Annotated in this window: 15 protein-coding genes; 7 read left to right on the forward strand and 8 right to left on the reverse strand. The window is 68.6% G+C overall.

Annotated elements, in window-relative coordinates; translation table 11 throughout:
- Window positions 1–13 precede the first annotated feature (13 nt).
- Window positions 14–673 (reverse strand): WHG domain-containing protein, encoded by a 660-nt coding sequence (locus ACVCAG_RS14610; protein WP_440083623.1) that lies wholly within the window; start codon window positions 671–673, stop codon window positions 14–16.
- A gap of 247 nt (window positions 674–920) precedes the next feature.
- Between ACVCAG_RS14610 and ACVCAG_RS14615 the strand changes: the two genes are divergently transcribed.
- From ACVCAG_RS14615 to ACVCAG_RS14625, 3 genes are read left to right on the forward strand one after another with little or no spacing between them, the layout of a single operon-like run.
- The gene (locus ACVCAG_RS14615; protein ID WP_440083624.1) at window positions 921–1,910 is read left to right on the forward strand and encodes an ATP-binding cassette domain-containing protein; all 990 of its coding nucleotides are present in this window, start codon (window positions 921–923) and stop codon (window positions 1,908–1,910) included.
- Window positions 1,903–2,763, forward strand: coding sequence for an ABC transporter permease (locus ACVCAG_RS14620; protein ID WP_440083625.1), 861 nt, complete (start codon window positions 1,903–1,905; stop codon window positions 2,761–2,763). Before ACVCAG_RS14615 ends, ACVCAG_RS14620 begins: the two co-directional genes overlap by 8 nt.
- Before the next feature lie 14 nt (window positions 2,764–2,777).
- The gene (locus tag ACVCAG_RS14625; RefSeq protein WP_440083626.1) at window positions 2,778–3,638 is read left to right on the forward strand and encodes an ABC transporter permease; all 861 of its coding nucleotides are present in this window, start codon (window positions 2,778–2,780) and stop codon (window positions 3,636–3,638) included.
- A gap of 69 nt (window positions 3,639–3,707) precedes the next feature.
- Here ACVCAG_RS14625 and ACVCAG_RS14630 read toward each other — a convergent pair whose 3' ends face one another.
- The 6 genes from ACVCAG_RS14630 to ACVCAG_RS14655 form a co-directional block, all read right to left on the reverse strand.
- Window positions 3,708–4,958, reverse strand: coding sequence for a DUF418 domain-containing protein (locus ACVCAG_RS14630; RefSeq protein WP_440083627.1), 1,251 nt, complete (start codon window positions 4,956–4,958; stop codon window positions 3,708–3,710).
- 184 nt (window positions 4,959–5,142) lie between these two features.
- Window positions 5,143–5,745 carry a dTDP-4-dehydrorhamnose 3,5-epimerase family protein gene (locus ACVCAG_RS14635; RefSeq protein WP_440083628.1) on the reverse strand — a complete coding sequence of 201 codons (603 nt, stop codon included), beginning with the start codon at window positions 5,743–5,745 and terminating at the stop codon, window positions 5,143–5,145.
- Between the two features lie 39 nt (window positions 5,746–5,784).
- Window positions 5,785–6,894: a DegT/DnrJ/EryC1/StrS family aminotransferase gene (locus tag ACVCAG_RS14640; RefSeq protein WP_440083629.1), complete on the reverse strand. Its 1,110-nt coding sequence runs from the start codon at window positions 6,892–6,894 to the stop codon at window positions 5,785–5,787.
- Window positions 6,891–7,619 carry a methyltransferase domain-containing protein gene (locus ACVCAG_RS14645; RefSeq protein WP_440083630.1) on the reverse strand — a complete coding sequence of 243 codons (729 nt, stop codon included), beginning with the start codon at window positions 7,617–7,619 and terminating at the stop codon, window positions 6,891–6,893. The genes ACVCAG_RS14640 and ACVCAG_RS14645 overlap by 4 nt, the downstream gene beginning before the upstream one ends.
- 11 nt (window positions 7,620–7,630) lie before the next feature.
- Window positions 7,631–8,596, reverse strand: coding sequence for an NAD-dependent epimerase/dehydratase family protein (locus ACVCAG_RS14650; RefSeq protein ID WP_440083730.1), 966 nt, complete (start codon window positions 8,594–8,596; stop codon window positions 7,631–7,633).
- 98 nt (window positions 8,597–8,694) lie between these two features.
- Entirely contained in the window at window positions 8,695–10,149 is a 1,455-nt protein-coding gene (locus ACVCAG_RS14655; RefSeq protein ID WP_447189939.1) for an NDP-hexose 2,3-dehydratase family protein, read from the reverse strand.
- A gap of 389 nt (window positions 10,150–10,538) precedes the next feature.
- Between ACVCAG_RS14655 and ACVCAG_RS14660 the strand changes: the two genes are divergently transcribed.
- Window positions 10,539–11,600 carry a glucose-1-phosphate thymidylyltransferase gene (locus ACVCAG_RS14660; RefSeq protein ID WP_447189940.1) on the forward strand — a complete coding sequence of 354 codons (1,062 nt, stop codon included), beginning with the start codon at window positions 10,539–10,541 and terminating at the stop codon, window positions 11,598–11,600.
- Between the two features lie 51 nt (window positions 11,601–11,651).
- Here the strand turns inward: ACVCAG_RS14660 and ACVCAG_RS14665 are convergent, their stop codons facing one another.
- The gene (locus ACVCAG_RS14665; protein WP_440083632.1) at window positions 11,652–12,659 is read right to left on the reverse strand and encodes an ATP-binding cassette domain-containing protein; all 1,008 of its coding nucleotides are present in this window, start codon (window positions 12,657–12,659) and stop codon (window positions 11,652–11,654) included.
- A 194-nt stretch (window positions 12,660–12,853) separates the two neighbouring features.
- Here ACVCAG_RS14665 and ACVCAG_RS14670 point away from each other — a divergent pair, with 194 nt between their 5' ends.
- From ACVCAG_RS14670 to ACVCAG_RS14680, 3 genes are all read left to right on the forward strand, one after another.
- A complete protein-coding gene (locus ACVCAG_RS14670; protein ID WP_440083633.1) occupies window positions 12,854–14,065 on the forward strand; it encodes a histidine kinase in 1,212 nt (403 codons plus the stop codon).
- Window positions 14,062–14,733, forward strand: coding sequence for a response regulator (locus tag ACVCAG_RS14675; RefSeq protein ID WP_440083634.1), 672 nt, complete (start codon window positions 14,062–14,064; stop codon window positions 14,731–14,733). Before ACVCAG_RS14670 ends, ACVCAG_RS14675 begins: the two co-directional genes overlap by 4 nt.
- Window positions 14,734–15,711: 978 nt before the next feature.
- Window positions 15,712–16,449: a helix-turn-helix domain-containing protein gene (locus tag ACVCAG_RS14680; RefSeq protein ID WP_440083635.1), complete on the forward strand. Its 738-nt coding sequence runs from the start codon at window positions 15,712–15,714 to the stop codon at window positions 16,447–16,449.
- The last annotated feature ends 30 nt before the right edge of the window (window positions 16,450–16,479 follow it).

Consider the following 16,479-nt stretch of genomic DNA (forward strand, 5'->3'; position numbering starts at 1 on the left):
CGCGGATCACCCGCTATCGGGCGCGCCCGTCGCCGCCGGACAACTGCCGGATGAACTCGCCCAGCTCGGTCTCGAAGAATTCCTCGGGGTCGGTGACCGCCCAGTCCATGTGCCCGAAGATCTCCATGGCGATCATGCCGTACAGCCGGGTCCACGCGGACAGGAAGGCGAACACGACGGGCAACTCGATGTGCTCGTTCTCGGCGACGTAGGCGCCGAGGGTGGGCACGAGCCGCTCCTCGGCGGCCTCGACCTGGGGTGTGGCGAGTTCGCCGCGCCGCCACAGCTCGGCGAACTCGCCGAGAAACGCGACACCGACGCAGGCGGCCGCGTGATCGGACTCGGTCGAGCCGTCCGCGCCGACCGGTCCGTGCACGGGTGGGCCGAGCATCAGCCCGAACTCCTGCCGGTGCTCGAGCCCCCACTGCCGGAACGCCCGGGCCATCGCGGCCACCCGCACGGCGGGATCGTCGCCGACCTCGTCACGCGCCGCCTGGGTGACTCCGCCCAGTTCTTCGAACAGGTCGACGCGGAGCGCCGCAACCAGCGCGTCGAGGCTCGGGTAGTAGCGATAGAGCGCGGAGGTGGTCATCCCCATCTCGCGGGAGATCGCGCGGAGCGAGACCGCGGCGGGTCCGCCGGTGACGAGCAGTCGCCGCGCGACGTCCTTCATCTCCGCAACGGCTTCCGCGCGCCGCCTTTCGCGCCACGTCAGTGATACCACGTCGCCTGCTCTCCGGTTCCGTCCCGTCCGCCACTTCCGCCAGACGGCACTTGACATTAGCGTACAGCATAGAGAGAGTGAACACCGATAACTCATAGGTGTCCTGTCCACGAGCAAGAGATGGTTTCTCTAAGTTGGGACGCGTTGCCGACGGCCGGCACCAGCGGAGCGAGCAGGAAATCGAGGTGTCATGGCAGTGACGCGAACTGATGTGATGACCGGAATCGGGCGTTCCGACGCACCGGCCGAGGTGCCCGCGATCGAGATTCGCGGCCTGACCAAGGTGTACGGCGGCTCCGACAAGAAGGCCGTCGACGACGTGTCCCTGTCGGTCCCCGCGGGCACGGTCTTCGGCTTTCTCGGCCCCAATGGCGCCGGCAAGACCACGACGATCAAGGTCCTCGCGGGTCTGCTGTCGCCCACCAGCGGCGAGGTCCTGCTGAACGGCTTCGACGTCACCCGCCGCCGGGCCGCGGCGATGGAGCAGTTCGGCGCGGTCCTGGAAGGTTCCCGCAACGTCTACTGGACGCTGTCGGCCATGCAGAACCTGGTCTACTTCGGCCGGCTGAAGGGCATGCGCACGGCCGAGGCGCGTTCCCGGGGCGAGGAACTGCTCAAGGGCTTGGGACTGTGGGATCGCAAGGACGAGAAGGTCGGCGGCTACTCCCGCGGTATGCAGCAGAAGGTGGCGATCGCCGCGGCGCTCATGGCCGACCCGCCGATCGTCCTGCTGGACGAGCCGACTATCGGCCTGGACGTCGAGGCCACCCGGACCGTCAAGGAGTGGGTGCACGCGCTGTCCACCGAGCAGGGCAAGACGATCCTGCTGACGACGCACCAGATGGACGTGGTCGAGCAGCTGTGCGAACGGGTCGCCGTCATCCGCAAGGGCAAGGTCGTGACCGACCTGCCGACCGAGCGCCTCCTGGCCGGCGCCCGCCAGCGCGACAAGTACGAGATCAGGATCGAGGGCGACGGCGAAGGCCTGAGCCTGCCCGACGGCTTCGTCGTGACGCCGGGCGAGGAGACGACGCTCATCACCGGACGCCTCGACGATCCGCAGGACCTCTACCCGCTCGTCGAGCGCCTGCGCGTGCGGGGTATCGTCCTGCAGTCGCTGACGCAGGTCCAGCCGGAGCTGGAGGACGTGTTCCTCGACCTGATCAAGGAGACGCCCCATGAGTAGCACCGTGTCCACAGCCGGCGCATCGCGCGTGTACGTCCCCCCCACGACCCGCTGGCGGCTCACTCCCCGCTCGGGACTGGCCGTGCTCGGCGCCGAGGTCCGCAAGGGCCTGACCACGCAGCTGGCCCACCCCATCGCCCACCTCGTCATGGTGGTCTTCACCGCGACGGTGTATCTGGGCCTGCAGTACGTCATGGGCCAGGGCCAGATCCAGCGCGACCTGCTCCCGCAGACGCTCATCGGCATCAGCGGCTACTGGCTCCTGCAGTTCGCCAGCATGGTGATGGTCGCCGACCTCGTGTCGGAGAAGCGCGGCGGCACGTTCGCGGCGGCCCAGATGGCGCCGGCGCCACTGTGGCTGGTCATGGGGGGCAGGCTGATCACCGCGTCGATCATGGGTGTGGTCGTCGCGGTCGTCGCCACTCTGGTGCCGATGCTGGTCACGGGTGTGACGATCCCGCTGCAGTGGGCGGCGCTCGTTCCCTACGCGCTGGTGCTGATCAACGTGCTCGCGTTCACCTTCATGCTGGCCGCCTTCGCGCTGAGCTCACCGATGATCGGCGTCCTCCAGACGATGCTGACCTCCATGGTGATCCTCATGAACGGTGCCGTGCTGCCGCTCTCCTTCTTCCCCGACTGGCTGGCGGTGGTGGCGCGGCTGCTGCCGACCACGATCGGCGTCGAGGCGACCACGAAGGTTCTCTTCCAGGACAAGTCACTCAGCGACATCTGGTCCGACGGCACCCTGCCGTGGCTGATCGCCTACACGGCCGCTCTCGCGCTACTCGGTTGGTGGATCTTCGTCCGCAACCACCGCAAGGCCTTGGCCGAGGGCCGGCTCGGCCAGTACTGAAAGCGGAGACGATCATGAGCACGCTCACCACGACCGCACGGCCCGCTCCCGGGGCCGCACCCTCCCGCTCCCGCACCGCCACCTTCGTGAACGGCTTCGGCAACGAGGTCCACAAGGGCCTGATCGGACTGAGGTCCGAGTGGCGCGGCACGCTGATCCAGATCGTGATGTTCGGGCTGTTCTACCTGCTCGTCGTCATGTTCATGGGGCGGGGACAGCTCCGCGCCGACCTGCTCGTCACCGGCCTGCTCGGCATGGTGCCGCTGACCTTCATCCACGAACAGGTCAATCGCTCGTTCTGGAGCTACCTCGGCGACATCCAGTCCGGCACGCTCGAGCAGACCTACCTCACGTCGCTCCCCTCCTGGGTCGTCCTGCTCGGCCGCCAGGTCGCGTCGGTCGTCGGGGCGCTGCCGTACGCCCTCGCCGTGTTCGTGACCGGGTTCGTCGCCATCAAGGTCAACCACGCCGACATGCCGTTCGACGTGCAGGCGCTCGTGCCGATGGCGTCGATCGTCGTCGGCACGTGTGGCCTGGCGCTGATCCTCAGCGGCCTGACCCTGGTGTACAAACGCGTCGAGGTCGCCACCCAGATCTCGATCGCGCTGTGGTTCGTCGCCGGCGGCACCTTCGTACCGCTCGTCAGCATGCCCGACTGGGCCGCGTTCCTCAGCCGCGCGTTCATCCCGATCGCCCCCGGCATCGAGGCGATGCGTGAGATCCTGCTGAAGGGCCGTTCGCTCACGGGCCTGCACGACGGATGGGGCCTGACCTGGGTCCTCCTCCAGCCAGTGCTCCTGCTTCTCGCCGGAATCGTGCTGTTCATCGGCCTGGAGCGGGTGGCCAAGCGCCGCGGCACCCTCGGCCGCTACTGAGAACGGCAAGCACAACCGCCACGCGGTGTGCGGCCGGGGATCACGGCCGCACACCGCTTCGCGCTTTTCCTACCCCTGTGCCGGAACCGCCGCCCGCTGCCTGCGCCCGTACACGAGACGCCGGAGCAGGGCATCGAGAGGACCGCGACGCCCGGCGCGCTCCAGGAGCGAGGCGACCATGACGCCCGTGAGCCAGACGCCGAGGGCGAACAGAGCCGCGCCGGTGGCATGGATCTGGTCGCCGATGTTCAGCGTGTAGCCAGCCAGGAAGACGGTGAGCAACGACGTCTGCAGGACGTAGCAGGTCAGTGACCGGCGTCCCACCGCGGAGATCGCGCGGAACACCGGCCCCGCCTCCCCGCCGCGTTCCTTCCGGCGCGCGCTGATCAGCCCGAACACCGCCACGTACGCGAGACCGCCGACGAAGCCGGTGACGATGTCGACCGTAGTGATCAATCCCGTGACCAGCCCGCTCGGATGCCACAGGTCCGCGGCGACGAGGGCGATCGGAAACGCGCCGGCCATCGAGATCGGCAGGCCGACGAGAGCGACGCGCCGCAGCACCGCGCGGTGCCGGACGGGGTCGTCGAGGTAGCCGCGCCTCGCGGCGATGGCTCCCACGAGGATCGCCGGGAGGATGGGCCATCCGATCATCACGTGGATGTCGGCGAAAGGCGCCTCCTGCAGCCGCGCGAGCACCGCTTCGCCGTAGTCCCGCGCCCAGAGCGTTCCGCGGAAGCTGTTGCCGTGCGGGTCGTTCGAGAAGGCGAGCGCGATCGACAGCAGCGTCGCCACCACGACCGCGACTACCCCGGTGACGACGACGGCGACGTTCAGCGTGCGTCCTCCACGCACGATCACCCATCCGATCACGATCGCGGCCAGGCCGTACGGGCCGAGGATGTCGGAGGGGAAGATGAAGCAGAAGTGGATGTAGCCGAACAGCAGCAGGAACAGGCCGCGGCGGCGCAGCAGCCGGGACGCCGCCTTCGCCGTGGCGCCGGCGGCCAGTTGGCGGGTGACCATCATCGCCATGCCGAAGCCGAAGAGCGCGGCGAACATGGGATAGGCGCGGTTGTCCATGACGATGACGCCGGCGAAGGTGACCGCCCGGTCGAGTGCGGAGCCTCCCACCGGGTGGTTCATCAGTACGGACTCCTCCGTACGCACGTAGAGCGATGCGTGCGCCAGGGCGATCAGCAGCAGCATGAACCCGCGGGCGACGTCGGGCGTGGCGGCGCGTTCGCCGCCGGTCACCGGCCCTCTGAGCGCGGCGGTGCCGGATGCCGGTGTCTGCGGCGATGTCGATGTGACGTCCATCGCTACGACCTCGCCGCGGTGCCGGCGAACACGTGCGCGGACGCCGGCGTCGCACCGGCGGCGATCGGCCTGGCCGGCCCGGCGATCACCGCCGTCAGCCGGGACAGTCTTCGGAACATGTCACTCCTCCTTGATGCCGAGTTGGCGGGGTCGCCGCGCGCCGCTGGGCACGGGACGCTTCGGGTCACAGCCGTCCCTTCGCCTCGAGCTCACGGCACAGGTCGTAGTCCGGGAGCAGCCCCATCGCCTCGGCTTCGGCGAGCGTGGGGGCGGCCCGGTCACGATCGGACATGAACGTCTCGATGTCCGAGGGGATCGGCAGGTTCAGCGCCGGATCGAGGGCCGACACGGCCAACTCGTTCTCGGTGACGTAGCTCTCGGACATCAGGTAGGACATCACCGTGTCGTCGGTCAGCGCGACGAACGCGTGGCCCACCCCGACCGGGAAGTACACGGCCCGGAAGTCCTTCTGGTCGAGGCGGACGGCGTCCCAGCGGCCGAACGTCGGCGACCCCACCCGGATGTCGACGACGATGTCGAGGGCTTCGCCACCCGCGCAGTAGACGTACTTCGCCGAGCCGGGCGGCGTCACCGTGAAGTGCACACCGCGAACGACACCCTGGCGAGACTTGCTGTGGTTCGTCTGCGTCACCGGAAACAGCCGCCGCCCCACCGCCTCGGCGAAGGCGGACTCCTGGAACGGCGAGACGAAGAGACCCCGGTCATCGGGAAAGACCTGCGGCGTGAACTCCCAGGCGCCGGCGACGGCGAGGCTGCGTGACTTCATGTCATCTCCGCAATGCGACGGGAACGATGGTCGTCGGGTTCAGAGGCCGGCCAGCACGTCGCGCAGCGCATCGATGACCTTGTCCTGAAGGTCACGCGGCAGCGACGGGTACATGGGCAGAGAGAAGATCTGTCCGGCGAGCGACTCGGTGACGGGAAGCGACCCCTCCGTGTAGCCGAGGTGCGCGAAGCCGGTCATCGTGTGCACCGGCCACGGATAGCTGACGTTCAACAGGATGTCGTAGGCCTTCAGCGCCTCGATGATCTCGTCACGGCGCGGATGGCGGACGACGTAGAGGTAGTACACGTGCTCGTTGCCGTCCGCGACCTCCGGCAGCACGAGATCGGTGCCGGCCAGGCCCTCGGCGTAGCGGGCGGCGACGGCCTGCCTGCCCGCCACGTACTCGGCGAGCCGGGCGAGCTTGCGCCGCAGGATCTCCGCCTGCACCTCGTCGAGCCGGCTGTTGTGTCCGGGTGTCTCGACGACGTAGTAGCGCTCCTCCATGCCGTAGTACCGGGCACGGCGCAGCCGTCGCGCGACCTCGTCGTCGGCGGTGATGACCGCTCCCCCGTCGCCGTACGCTCCGAGCACCTTCGTCGGGTAGAAGGAGAACGCGCCGGCGGCGCCCGTGGTGCCGGCGATCCGGCCGCCGCGGCGCGCGCCGTGCGCCTGCGCGCAGTCCTCCAGGATCACCAGGCCGTGCCGGGCCGCGAGCCGTTCGAGGGACTCCAGGTCGGCGCACTGACCGTACAGGTGCACCGGCAGCAGGCAACGCGTGCGCTCGGTGATCGTCGCGGCCACCTGGGAGGTGTCCATGAGATAGGTGCCGGGCAGCACGTCGACGAACACCGGGGTGGCCCCCACCGCGTCGATCGCCACGACCGTCGGCGCCGCGGTGTTCGAAACGGTGATGACCTCGTCCCCGCGTCCCACCCCGAGCGCCTGTAAGGCCAGTTTGAGGGCGTTGGTGCCGTTGTCGACGGAGACGCAGTGGGCGGTGCCGTGGTAGGCCGCGAACTCCTTCTCGAAACCGTACATGCTCTCACCGAACACGAGCCGGCCGGAACGGAAGACACCGTCGACGGCGTCGAGGATGTCCTTGCGCTCGTTCTCGTACTCGCGGCGGTAGTCCCAAACGAGAGTGGTCACGGCTGCCCTGCCCTTTCGAGTGCGCCAATGAAGAGACCTCTCCCGGAGGGAACGGTCTCGATGAACTCGGACACGAATCCGGCGTCGCGCAGCGCCTGCTCGTAGGTACCGCGGGGAAACAGCTTGTGCGAGTACGTCTCGGCGAAGTGGCGGGCACCCGACTCGTCGGCGACGACGTAGTGGACGGTCATCAGCGAGGCGTCCTCCCCGTCTCGCCTCGTGTGCGACACCCGCGCGATCACGTGGTGGCCGGGTTCGAGGACATCCGCCGCGACGTATCCGTCCAGGAACGTCTCCGGGAACCACCACGGGTCGATCACCGCGATGCCCTCCGGCGTCAGGTGCCGCGCGAAGCACCTGAGCGTGGCGGTCAGCTCGTCGGCCGATCGCTGATGCGCGATCGCGGTGAACATGCACGTCACCGCGTCGAAGCGGCGCCCCAGGTCGAACGAGCGCATGTCCGCGACGTGCAGGGCGGCCTCCGGGTTCCTGGCCCTGGCGATCTCCAGCATCGGCTCGGAGATGTCCAGCCCCTCGACATGGCCGAACGTCCTGCCGAAACAGGCGAGGTGGGCGCCCGTCCCGCACGCGACGTCGAGGAGGGACACCGCCCCGGGCCGGCGGGCGAGGATCACCTTGGCCACGTACTCGGCCTCGGCCTCGTAGTCCTTTCCACGCAGGGTGTAGACAGCGTCATAGATCTCGGCGAATTTCGGACCGTACATGCAGCGCCCTTTCAGCGGTGGCCGATCCGTTCCACGGCGAGGGCCGTGACGGTGCGCTCCAGCGCGTCGCGCAACGCCACCCTCGGACGCCACCCCGTGACGGTGCGGAACGGTGAGGAGTCGATGGTGACGCCGGCGAAGTCCGTGCGCGGGGAGCCCGGCGGCGGCTCGACGCAGACGACGGGCACCGGCGGCCGGCCCGTGTGACCGGCCACGATCTCGGCGACGGCGCGGAACACCTCGCCGAGCGGGTCCCCGCGTCCGGCCCCGAGCAGCCAGTGCCGGCCCGCCAGCTCGCAGGGATGATCGAGGGCGGCGACGAAGGCGTCCGCGATGTCCTCGACGTACACCAGGTCGCGCTTGACGGTGCCGTCGTGCCACATCGTGATCCGCCCGTCGTCGAGAGCCCGCCGGATCATGAAGGCTACGACGCCGCGGTCCGGCACCGGCCCGTGGCCGAACACGGTGGGCAGCCGCAGGGTGACGCCACGCAGGACCCCTTCGGCGGTGGCGCCCTTCAGCAGCGTCTCGGCCGCCAGCTTCTGACGGTCGTACTCCGTCTCGGGGTGGTCCGGCTCGCTGCCGTCGATCGCCCTGTCGGGCGGCACGCCGATCTGCGACGCCGCGCCGGCGTACACGACCAGCGGGGGCCCGCCGTCCCGTCCGCCGACCGCACCGTCGCGTACGGCCGCGATGAGGTTCCGCATCACACCGACGTTGACGCGTTCACACTCCGGGTCCTTGTCCGCCGCCCGCCAGCCTCCGCTGTGCGCGACCAGGTGGATGACCGCCGCCGACCCGGCGACGGCGCGGCGCACCTCGTCGGGCACGGTCAGGTCCGCCGTACGGATCTCCGCCTCGGCGATCCCGGCATCGGGCACGACACTCGGCCTGCGGGCCACCGCGCGCAGGCGGAGGGGACGGCGGGCGAGTGCGGCGACGAGCGCGGAACCGACGAAGCCCGAGGCCCCGAGCACGGTGATCAACGGCCGGGTCCGCAACGATCCGGACGTCGTGTCAGGGTGTGTTCCTCCCGGTTCGAGGTGCGGTGGGAGCCCTTCGGGCGGGCGCCCCGTCACCGGACCGGCCCAAGCAGCAGTGCGTTGACACAGGCCAGCAGGCTGCGGGCCTGGACGTTGACGTAGTGGCTGTGGGTCAGCAGCTCGGCGAACTGACGAAGCGTCATCCACCGGAAGCCGGGGTGGTCGAACCGCTCGTCGGTCTCCACGACGAGGTGCCGGTGCATCGAGGCGAGGAACCTGCCGCCCTCGTCGGAGAGCATCACGTCGGCGCGTATCCGGTCGGGCGGAGCCCCCAGCACCTCGTCGAGGAAGACCGGACGGGCCGCCGCGGGAAGGCAGTCGTAGTTGCCGGGGGTGCACTGCACGGTCGGTGCCAGCTCCGCCACGTCCAGGAGGCCAGGTTCGACGCGCAGGTTCACCAGCAGGTGCAGGACGCCGTCGATCCGGGTCACCAGGAACGCGACGAGCCCCGGCTGGCGCGTCTCGATCATCGGCTGGGACCAACCCCTCACCTCACGACCGGATGCCTCGACCTTCACGCCGACGACGTCGAAGAACCGGCCGGTCTCATGGGTGATCCGGTCGGCGCCGACGTGCCAGCGGGCCAGCCCGGACAGCGCCGTCCGTTCGAGACGCACATCGGTTTCGCTGCGTAACTCGGTGATCCAGCCGAGGATGTCGCCGGTCGCGTGCATACCCTCCCGGGTGTAGGAACGGACGAGCGCGGCGGTGAAGTCGTCGGGGACCTCCGGGAGCCTCCTCGCGAGCTCGGCACGGTGAAAGGGAAGGCAGGCCAGGACGGTGCGCGCGTCCATGTTGACCACGTCGTCGACGGCGAGCATCGCGTGGACCTGGCCGGCGGTCATCCAGCGGAAGCCGTCCCGGGATTCGACCTCGGTGTCGTCCCCCACCTGGACCACCATGTTGCGGTTGCGCTTGCGCAGCGTCCACGCCCCGTGCTCGGACTGGCGGACATCGGCGATCACGTGATGCGGGGCCGTGTCGGTGAAGTACTCCAGGTAGGGCACAGGCCGGCCCTGATGCACGCGGGTGAAGTTGCTCCGGGTCGCCTGGACGGTGGGCGCCAGCTGGACGCCGTCGCAGTTGCCTGGCTCGTCCTTCGCCTGCATGAGGAAGTGGAGAACGCCGTCGATCTCCTTGCCGAGGATGCCGAGGATGCCGACCTCGGGCTGGTTGATTATCGGCTGGTCCCAGCGCGGCACGACCGCGCCCGGCATATACACCGCCAGACCTTCTATCCGGAAGAATCCGCCGGTTCGATGCCCGATGGCGCCGATCGCCGGATCCATGCTCCAGTCGGCCACGCTCTCCAGCGGAACGCGCTCGGCATTCGCATAAACACGGCTTCTAACGGCGCGCAGCCAATCTTCGACGTCCTGCTGCTCGCGAACGGCGTCGGATGAACGCCGCATTGCTTCCGCGAGACCGTCCGGTGCGCTCCGTGCCGCCTGCGTGAGAACCGGAGAAACGGCGAAAAGGTCTGTCATGGCAGCTCTCGCTTCGGCGATCGGCGGCTCCCGGCGGTGAATCCCGTGGACCACGTCGGACACCACGCAGTCGCCCTTCGTAGTGAGTTACGTTCGCACAGGTAAACGCGGTCGGGCGTCTCCCAGATTGCGCATCTCTCCGGCACTTCCACCATGGCGTGTCTGTTTCCGCCGAGCGTGCCGGCCACCGGCGCTCCTCCCGCCGGAGCAATACAGGCGAAGACAGTGTCAGCGCGGATGCCGCAGACTCTGGTCATGACCTTCCGCGGCGGGGTCGCTCATGGTTCGGGCCCAAACACCGGCCCCTGTCGAAATCTGCAGCGGAAGACGTCGCTTCGCTCGGGAAGCGTCTCGCCCCGGCGGGATGTCTCGTCATATCTGGGGGTGCCGTGAAAGGCCTCGTGCTGTCCGGAGGGACGGGCTCCCGGCTACGCCCGTTCAGCCACTCGATGGCGAAGCAGCTCATTCCCATGGCCAACAAGCCCGTACTCGTGCACATCGTGGAGAACCTGCGCGCGATCGGGATCTCCCAGGTGGGAGTCGTCGTCGGCGATCGCGCCGAGGAGATCGGCGAGGTCCTGGGTGACGGCTCGGCGCTGAATGTGGAGATCACCTACATTCGGCAAGACGCACCACGAGGGCTGGCCGACTGCATGAAGGTCGCACGCGCGTTCCTCGGGGAGGACGACTTCGTCGTCTACCTCGGCGACAACATGCTCCCCGACGGGATCGCGGAGGCCGCGGCCGAGTTCCTCGCCGGCACGGCCGCCGCGCAGCTCGTCGTCCACCGGGTGGCGGATCCGCGGCCGTTCGGCGTCGCCGAAATGACGCCGGATCGCAGAGTCGTCCGGGTGACGGAGAAGCCGGAGGTTCCGGCCAGTGACCTGGCCGTACTCGGCGTGTACTTCTTCAGGCCCGCCATCCACGAGGCGGTCTGGTCGATCGGGCCGAGCAGGCGTGGCGAGCTCGAGATCACCGACGCGATCCAGCTGCTGGTGGAGAACGGCGGTGACGTACGAGCCAGCCTCTACACCGCCTTCCACGCCGACACCGGCACGGTCGAGGAGGCGCTGCGCTGCAACGCCGAACTGCTGACCCGGCTGGAACGCCGTGTGGCGGGCAAGGTCGACGAGGGCAGCGAGGTCATCGGACCCGTCGTGATCGAGCATGGCGCGCACGTCATCGGATCGCACATCATCGGCCCGGCGATCATCGGCGCCGGCACGGTCGTGGAGGACGCCTACATCGGCCCGCACACCTCCATCGCAGCGGACTGCGTGCTCGTGTCGGCGGGTCTCGAACACTCCATCGTGCTGGAGGGCGCCGCCATCACCGGCGTCCGGGGCATCCACGGCTCCATCATCGGCCGGGCCGCGTTGGTGGCAGCCGATGGCGGACATCACCGCCTGATGATCGGAGATCACGCCGACATCCGGTTACCGGCGACCTGAACGCCGCCCGCGCGGCATCGGTCGTCCGGCGCCCGATTCACTGCTCGTATGTCACTCGTCGGCCGGCGGCGCCGCGCCGCTGCCCCCTTCGCCGCAGCCACCGGGGGCGGGCAGGTCGCCGGGGTCATCGGTCGCACTGAAGAGCATCCGGCCCATGCTGGCCCGGCCGAACACGAACGTGATCACCTCGATGTCGGCGAGGGAGAGCTCGGCGAGGGCGATCGCCGCGGATTCCGGATCGCTGACATGAGCCGACAGCACGGCGGGGTCGCTCTCTCCGTGCACGCGCACCCCCAGCGTTTCGAACAGCAGCTGCTCGGCACGGAACCGGTCGCCGGGGTCGCGCAGCCGGATCCGGATGACGTCGGATTCCGAATCGGCGCGCAACTCCTCCACGCTGCCCTCGACGACGACGCGGCCGTGGTCGAGGACGGCGATCCGGTCGGCGAGCCGGCTGGCCTCGTCGAGGTACTGGGTGGCGAGCAGGACCGTCGTGCCCTCGGCCGCGAAGGACCGGACGACGTCCCAGACCCATTCCCGCGTGTACGTGTCCAGGCCGACGGTCGGCTCGTCGAGAAGCAGCAGGTCGGGACAGGAGACGATGCCCAGAGCGAAGTCCAGGCAGCGCAGCAGGCGGGGCGGGCACTCACTCGCTCTGCCATCGGCGAACCCCTCGCCGAAGACCTCGAGGAACCGGCTGACCCACACCTCGGGCGGTGTCCGGTGATGGCAGGAATGCCGGGCCCGCATGAGGAGATTCTCCCTGACCGTGAGGTTTTCGTCAATCAGGGCGGATTGTCCGGTTATACTGACGCGACCGCGTATCCGCTCCGCTTCCAGAACGACATCATGTCCGAAAATCCGCGCAATTCCCGCGCTGGGGCGTAATCGAGCGCCAAGGATTCGCAGCAATGTCGTTTTACCTGCGCCGGTATGCCCCAGCAACCCATAAACCAGACCGGTGTTCACATTGAGGTCCACGCCGTCGACCGCCCGCGCGGCGCCGAAAATCTTCACCAGATCGCGCGCCTGGACGGCCAGAGCGCTATGCGGGTCCAATATCGGCTCCTCTCCGAGTTGACACCATGCCGTGACCATTGTCCTGACAGGAGACCGGCACGGCTTCATCCATGGGATGACTCTTTCGACTCCCGCACACGGCGCATTTCTCGGCGGACTACTTCCCCGGGAGTAGTGCCAATTTAGTCTCTTAGACGGAGGCGGGGAAATTCGGTCGTATCTAGGATACGCATATGGACATCCCGTGGGGGCTCAGAAAGTTCTTGCCCGACGTGGCTCTCGCCGCCGCCACGGCCGCTTTCGCGCTGGCCAGCGCGGCCCTCGCTCCGAACGGCCGCGCCCCTTTCGACCCGCTCGGCTACGTCCTGCTCCTCACCGGCCCGCTCGCGCTCACCGCCTGTCGGCGCGCACCCGTCTCGGCGCTGCTCGTGACCACCGTGTGCGCGCTCGGCTATCTCCTGCGAGGCTACCCGGGGGTGGCTGCGGCCGTCCCGGTGATGGTCGCGCTGCTGATCGCGGTGCGGAGCGGCCACCGCCTCAGCACGCTGATACCGGCCGCGGCCATCGTCATCGTCGTGGTCGCCGATCTGACAGTCGTCGGGCAGGACGTCCGCCAGATCGTCGAGAACCGGTTCTTGCTCACGGGGTGGCTGGTGGCGAGCGCGGTCCTCGGCGAGACGTTCCGGCAGTGGACGGCCTACACCCGCCAGGTCGAGGAACGGGCGGCCGAGGCCGAACGCGCGCGCGAGGAGGCCGCGCGCCACCGAGCCGGTGAGGAACGCCTGCGGATCGCACGAGAACTGCACGACTCTCTTACTCACAGCATCTCGATCATCAAGGTGCAGGCCGGGGTCGCCATCCACCTGGCGCGCAAACGGGGCGAAGAAGTCCCGCAGGCCCTGCTGGCCGTCCAGGAGGCCAGCGCGGACGCCATGAACGAGCTGCGGGCCACCCTTGAGGTGCTGCGACACCGGCCCGAGAGCGGCGCCGACGAGCCGGGCGTCGGATGCGACCGCCTGCCCAGCTTGATCGACCGCACCCGTGCCGCCGGCCTGCCCACCACGGTGACGGTCACCGGTGACCGCCGCGCGCTCTCCGCCGACCTCAAACGCGCGGTCTACCGCATCATCCAGGAGGCGCTGACCAACGTGACACGGCATGCCGGGCCCGCCACCGCGACCGTCTCGATCGACTACGGCTCCGACCTGCTGACCATACGCGTCGACGACGACGGCCCGGGGACGCTCGGACCGCCCTCCGAGCCGGGGGTGGGCCTGCGTGGTATGTGGGAGCGCATCACCGCTCTCGGCGGCCGGCTGTACGCCGGGCCCCGGCCCGAGGGCGGTTTCTCCGTCGACGCCCAGATCCCCCTGCGGGTGCCGCCGGACGATCGGCCGGGCGGACATGACCCCATGGCCGGTCGCGAAGCGAAAGAGAGAGCGTGATCCGTATCATCCTTATCGATGATCAAGCTCTCATCCGGGCGGGTTTCTGCGCGCTGCTGGAGGCGGAGGATGACATCGAGGTCGTCGCCGAAGCCGCGGACGGGCGGCGAGCGGTCGAACTCGCCGTGGAGCACATGCCCGACGTCGCCCTGATCGACGTGCAGATGCCGGTGATGGACGGCATCGAGGCGACGAGACGGATCGCCGGCGATCCGCGGCTGTCCGGCGTGCACGTCGTCATCCTGACCAACTACGGCCTGGACGAGTACGTCTACGACGCGCTCCGGGCAGGGGCCAGCGGGTTCCTCCTGAAGGACACCGAGCCGTCCGACCTGCTCCATGGCGTACGGGTCGCCGCCCGGGGGGACGCGCTCCTGTCCGCGGCCATCACGCGCAGGCTCATCGGCGAGTTCGTCACCCGGCCGCCGAGCGTCAGCCCGAAGAAGCTGGAGACTCTCACCAACCGAGAGCGCGCGGTGGTCGCGCTCGTCGCCCAGGGCCTGTCCAACGACGAGATCGCCACCCACATGGTCATCAGCCCGGCGACCGCGAAATCCCACGTCAGCCGAGCCATGACCAAGCTCGGCGCCCGAGATCGCGCGCAACTCGTCGTCTTCGCGTACGAGACCGGGCTCGTGACCGCGCGGAACACGCCACCTTCGCGGTGAACGGCGAAGGCCGGGTACACGGGGCCGGGTGATCGCCGGGGCGGACGGAGCCCGCTGGAGAACTCCGGCCGGAACACCCCGATCGAGAGTGCCCGCCGCGGCCGAGACCAACACGTCCACCCGGGCGTCACATAAAATTAACAACGATTTATCAAAAAAGAGAGCACGGGCGGATGATAAAAAAATAGGCGGCCGCACGATCGGAAATTCAGGCGGAGCCGCGGCCGTGGATGACGCCTCATCTGAAACTTTCCGCCAGTCCCGCGGCATCCCGCAAAACTTCTGACCGTTGCCGGCGGAGATGCCGCCGCCTTCGCGGTGACGTCCTCGCACCGACGCCGCCGGCGTTCTCCTTCCCCGCCCGGCGACCAGCGTGAACGGCGATTTCGCGGAACCGGAAAAGGAAGCGCCGGTCGCGCACCCCCTCCCTTATGACGCGCCGGAACCCGCCCCGCGGCGTCGCCAGCGCCCCGGACGCCCCGTCCCGCCCGCCCGCCGACCGATTTAAGGTCGGCCCGGATGGCGGAAAGATGCCCGGCTGAATAGAAGAGCGTACCAGGGACTCACGGAATGTTACGGCCTACATTCGATGAGCATTGAGCAAGGAGGAAGAAGACATATTGCGCCGATTACGTAAGCATGACATGAAAGTTCGCATACCAGGGGTAATAACTGCAACTCCAAATATGCACGGGGTAGGAGTCGGCAGCATACCGCCACCTCCACATCACTTCTGTTTCCTCACTCTGCGTTGACTCTGACCATCCTGGAGTCGAGGTCAAGATGGACAAGGTAGAACCGGCCTCTCGTCACCGAACGCCGACTGTTCTACGGGGACCTTGTCGAGCGGGCTCCCGTGAATGAAGACGACACGCGCCTCGGCGCGTCGCGACCCTCCCCACTCATCATGTCGGGGCCCCGGCCCCGCCGCGATACAGGAGTAATCCTCGCCGAAGAGCCTCTTAACGGGAGCCCAAAATGGAATACCTGATCGAGCGTGCCGTGACGGCGATCCATGAGCGTTACAGCGAACCGCTCCACCTCGAAGATCTCGCCAAAATGGCGATGTTGAGCAAATTTCACTTCCTCCGGATGTTCCGCCGCGCGACCGGCGTGACGCCTGGCCGTTTCCTCAGCGCGGTCCGCCTGCAGGAGGCCAAGAGATTACTGCTCACGACCTCGTTCAACGTCGCCTACATATCGGCGCAGGTCGGCTACAGCGGTACCGGGACCTTCACCCGCCGGTTCAGCGAGTCCGTCGGCCTCTCCCCCACCCAGTATCGGAGGATGACCCAGGGTGATGAGGACATCAGAGTCGGGACCGCCGTCCCGCACGCGCTGACCAAGGCATGCGGCTCGGTGACGGGCACGATCGAAGTCCTGGGCGCGCCCCTGTCGTCGATCTACATCGGGGTGTTCGACAGCCCCATCCTGCAGGGCCACCCGTACGCGTGCGCCATGCGCGACCAGCCCGGCCCCTTTCGCCTCACCTCCATACCGCCGGGGACCTGGTACCTCCACGCGGTGGCGCACGGAGCGCACTCTCCCATGACGCCCTACTGCGACCAGCCGCTGCTCGTCGACACGGTAGGGCCGATCACGGGCCGGCCGAACCGTGAGGTGGAACTGCACGTGGCGATCCGGCCGCTGGACTGGACCCGTCCGCCGATCCTCCTCGCGCTCCCCGGCCTGGACCCCCTTCCCAGCGTGGCCTGACTCCGCGGTCCGGGGCCCGTGCGAGCCCCG

This window comes from Streptosporangium sp. G12, assembly GCF_052983175.1.